The sequence below is a fragment of the Terrabacter sp. P5_B1 genome (assembly GCF_056400505.1).
The window spans coordinates 1-3,635 of record NZ_JBFULD010000385.1; the positions used below are offsets into that span (position 1 = coordinate 1).

The following is a 3,635-nucleotide window of genomic DNA, read 5'->3' on the forward strand; positions in this document are numbered from 1 at the left end:
CCTGAGCCCAGCGCCCCAATCCGTGGGGTGCTCCGGCGCGACCCCGTGGGAGTGCGCGAGTACCGTCGAAGGATGACTCGTCACAGTGCACGCACCACGACACGGTCCAGGTGGGTCCTCGGCGCCCTCGTCGTCGGACTCCCACTCTCCCTCCTGCCAGCCACGGCCGGGGCGCAGCCCACCACAGCCCCCGCGCCCCAGACCGACCCAGGCTCGCACGGTCGTCCCGCGCCGTTGCCCAAGGTCCCGGTGATGACCGGGTCGGGCGGCGCCGTCAGCTCTGTCGACCGCGACGCCTCGCAGGTCGGCATCGACGTGCTGGCCCGCGGCGGGAACGCCGCGGACGCCGCGGTCGCGACAGCAGCGGCGCTCGGGGTGACCGAGCCCTACAGCGCCGGCATCGGCGGTGGCGGCTTCCTCGTCTACTACGACGCACGGAGCAAGAAGGTCACGACGATCGACGGCCGCGAGACGGCCCCGGCGTCGTTCACCGACAAGACCTTCATCGACCCGGCCACGGGCAAGCCGATGAACTTCAACACTGTCGTGAACTCGGGCCTGTCGGTGGGCATCCCGGGCACCCCGGCGCTCTGGGCCAAGGCCCTGCGCGACTACGGCACGCTCTCGTGGGGCGATGCACTGAAGCCCGCCCAAGGCCTCGCCGAGAAGGGGTTCGTCGTCGACCAGACCTTCCACGACCAGACGGCGGCCAACGCTGCGCGCTTCTCGGCCTTCCCCGCCACGGCCAAGGTCTTCCTGCGCGACGGCCAGGCGCCGGCCGTGGGCACGGTCTTCACCAACCCCGACATGGCCAAGGCCTACCGCACCCTGCGCACCCAGGGCGTCGACGTCCTCTACCGCGGCCGTCTGGGCGAGGCCATCGTGCGCGAGTCCAACGCCCCGCACACGGCTCCCGGCGTCAGTGTCATGGGCGGGCAGATGACCCTGCGCGACCTCGCCGCCTACAAGGCGCTGACCAAGGCGCCGATCCACTCGCGGTACAAGGGCTACGACGTCTACGGCATGCCGGTCCCGAGCTCCGGAGGCATCGCGGTCGCCGAGATCCTCAACCTCGTCAAGGCGTACGAGGACCGTACCGGGGTCAAGACCTCGCGCCTCTCGGACACCGACTACCTGCACCGCTTCTCGGAGGCGTCGGCGACGGCCTTCGCCGACCGCAACCGCTGGGTCGGTGACGTCAGGGGCGTCCCGGTCAAGCAGCTGATCGACCCGGCCTTCGCGGCCGAGCGGGCCTGCCTCTTCGACCCCATGAAGGCCCACCCGCGTCCGATCCCGTTCGGCTCGCCCGACGGCTCGTACACCTCCTGCGCTCCCGGCACGGTCGCGCAGGGCCAGCCGTACGAGGGCCAGTCGACGTCGCACCTGACGGCGACCGACCGCTGGGGCAACGTCGCGTCCTACACCTTGACCATCGAGCAGACCGGCGGCTCCGGCATCACGGTGCCGGGCTACGGCTTCCTGCTCAACAACGAGCTCACCGACTTCAACTTCGCCCCGCTGACGCCCGGTGTCCCGGACCCGAACCTGCCGGGTTCGGGCAAGCGCCCGCGCTCCTCGATGAGCCCGACCATCCTGCTCGACGATGGCAAGCCCTTCCTCGCGGTGGGGTCGCCCGGCGGCGCCACGATCATCACGTCGGTGTCCCAGACGATCCTCGGCTACCTCGACCGGCACCTCTCGCTCGTCGACGCGATCGCTGCCCCGCGGCTCAGCTCCCGCAACGGGGCCAGCGAAGGGGCTGAGCCGGCGATCCTCGACGGACCCACGGGTGCTGCGCTGACGGCCATGGGCCACACGCTCGCCTCCGCGGGCACGCCCAACGAGATCGGCGCGGTGACCGCGATCCGCAGCCTGGGCCGTGGCACGTTCGAGGCGGCCGCCGAGCCGACTCGTCGCGGTGGTGGCTCGGCGATGGTGGTCCACCCCCGCTGACCGTCCACGTCCACCAGGTGAGCGTCAGGCCGGCCCCGCCCGGGGCCGGCCTGACGCGTCCCGGGGCGTCGGGCGCGCCGTGACCGGAGGCAGGTCAGGCCGGCTTGGGCGTGGGCCACGGCCAGGCGGTGCAGCCCTGGAGGCCGTACGTCTGCTGCATCATCACCGGAGCCACCTGGCCCGTGCCGCCGCAGGACTCGTGAGGGTGGCCGATGCCGTGGCCGACCTCGTGGTTGACGAGGTAGACGCGGTACGTTGCGACGTCATTGCCGTACGCCGCGGCTCCGAGCACCCAGCGACGAAGGTTGAGCACGACCCGACCGGAGTTGTGGCAGCTGACCTGGCCGCGCGTCTCCAGCGGCGCGCACAGCCGGTCGGTCGTGTCGGGGCTGGCCAGGGTGATACGCAGGTCGACCATGGCTCCCTCGGCCGCCTCGGCGGGCGGCACGTTGACGAACCGGACACCGTCCTTGGTCTGCCAGCCGCGGGGGTCGGTCAGGACCGTCCCGACCGTGGTGGCGAAGTCCTTGCCGGAGAAGTCGGTGCCGTCCTCGACCTCGACCGTGTAGCGGACCGTGCGCCCGCCCGCCGGCGTGGGACGAAGCGCGGAGGCCGGCATCGAGGCGACCGTGAACCTGCCGGTACCGGCCTCGATGACGGCCCCCTTGCCGTCCGTACCTGCCGCGGTGCTCCGGGGGTTGGGCGAGCTGGCACCGACCTGCGAGTCGGTCGACGCGTCAGGAACCTGCTCGGCCTGGTCCGTCGGTGACACCGGTGACCCACTGCTCGACGGAGCGGGGGAGGCATGCGGAGTGGGACGGTCGGCCATCGGCTCGCGGGCACCCGCCTGAGACACGGTCCACACGTCCGCCGCGAGGCAGAGCACGACGGCCAGGACGGCCAACCACCGACGGCGGCGGACGGCCTGCCGCTGGGCGGGGGTCGGCCGGCGCCCGGAACTGCCACTCGCCATCGACGTCACGGTAAATTCCTACCCGCTGTGGACGCGAGACCGGCACAGGACCCGCCGGGGAGCGCCGAACCCGATTTGGTGGGGACGGATCGAGCCCGTACTGTGGTCCACGACCAATGACCGCCGGTTGGAGGGCGTGGGCAACCACGATCTCCCGAAGGTTCCGCACGACGCGGGCAGCCAGCGCAGGACACTCAGCCTCACGGCATACCTCGTGTATGCCGCTGCGAGCCCCGAGCGCCCTGCGCCGGGGCTCTTTTCGTGCAGGCCCTCCGGGCCCCCTCGACGGGCGGCACCACGCAAGGGAAGGAGGCCCAGATGGCAAACGCCGAGAAGAGCGCAGCCATTGCCGAGATCACGGACAAGTTCCGTGAGTCCGGTGCGGCCGTTCTCACCGAGTACCGCGGTCTGACCGTGGCCCAGCTCTCGCAGCTGCGCACCTCGATCCGGGAACACGCCACCTACGCCGTGGTCAAGAACACGCTCACGGAGCGCGCCGCCAAGGAGGCCGGTATCACGGCCTTCGACGGTCACCTCCAGGGCCCGTCGGCCATCGCCTTCATCACCGGTGACCCGGTCGAAGCGGCCAAGGGTCTGCGTGACTTCGCCAAGGCACACCCCCTCCTCGTGATCAAGGCTGGCGTCCTCGACGGCAAGACCTTGTCCCCCGAGGAGATCACGAAGCTCGCGGACCTCGAGTCCCGCGAGG

Annotated in this window: 3 protein-coding genes; 2 read left to right on the forward strand and 1 reads right to left on the reverse strand. The window is 71.4% G+C overall.

Annotated elements, in window-relative coordinates; translation table 11 throughout:
* Positions 1–252 precede the first annotated feature (252 nt).
* Positions 253–1,953: a gamma-glutamyltransferase gene (ggt, locus tag AC1DP0_RS19630; RefSeq protein WP_478087801.1), complete on the forward strand. Its 1,701-nt coding sequence runs from the start codon at positions 253–255 to the stop codon at positions 1,951–1,953.
* A gap of 94 nt (positions 1,954–2,047) precedes the next feature.
* Here ggt and AC1DP0_RS19635 read toward each other — a convergent pair whose 3' ends face one another.
* Positions 2,048–2,926 (reverse strand): DUF3152 domain-containing protein, encoded by an 879-nt coding sequence (locus tag AC1DP0_RS19635; RefSeq protein WP_478087803.1) that lies wholly within the window; start codon positions 2,924–2,926, stop codon positions 2,048–2,050.
* Positions 2,927–3,244: 318 nt separating this feature from the next.
* Here AC1DP0_RS19635 and rplJ point away from each other — a divergent pair.
* A partial coding sequence (gene rplJ / locus AC1DP0_RS19640; RefSeq protein ID WP_478087805.1) for a 50S ribosomal protein L10 occupies positions 3,245–3,635 on the forward strand: 391 nt, incomplete at its 3' end.

Bases quoted from the DNA above. Each gene is read 5' to 3' on its own strand.
- ggt (WP_478087801.1), top strand. From the start codon at position 253: ATGACCGGGTCGGGCGGCGCCGTCAGCTCTGTCGACCGCGACGCCTCG.
- AC1DP0_RS19635 (WP_478087803.1), bottom strand. From the start codon at position 2,926: ATGGCGAGTGGCAGTTCCGGGCGCCGGCCGACCCCCGCCCAGCGGCAG.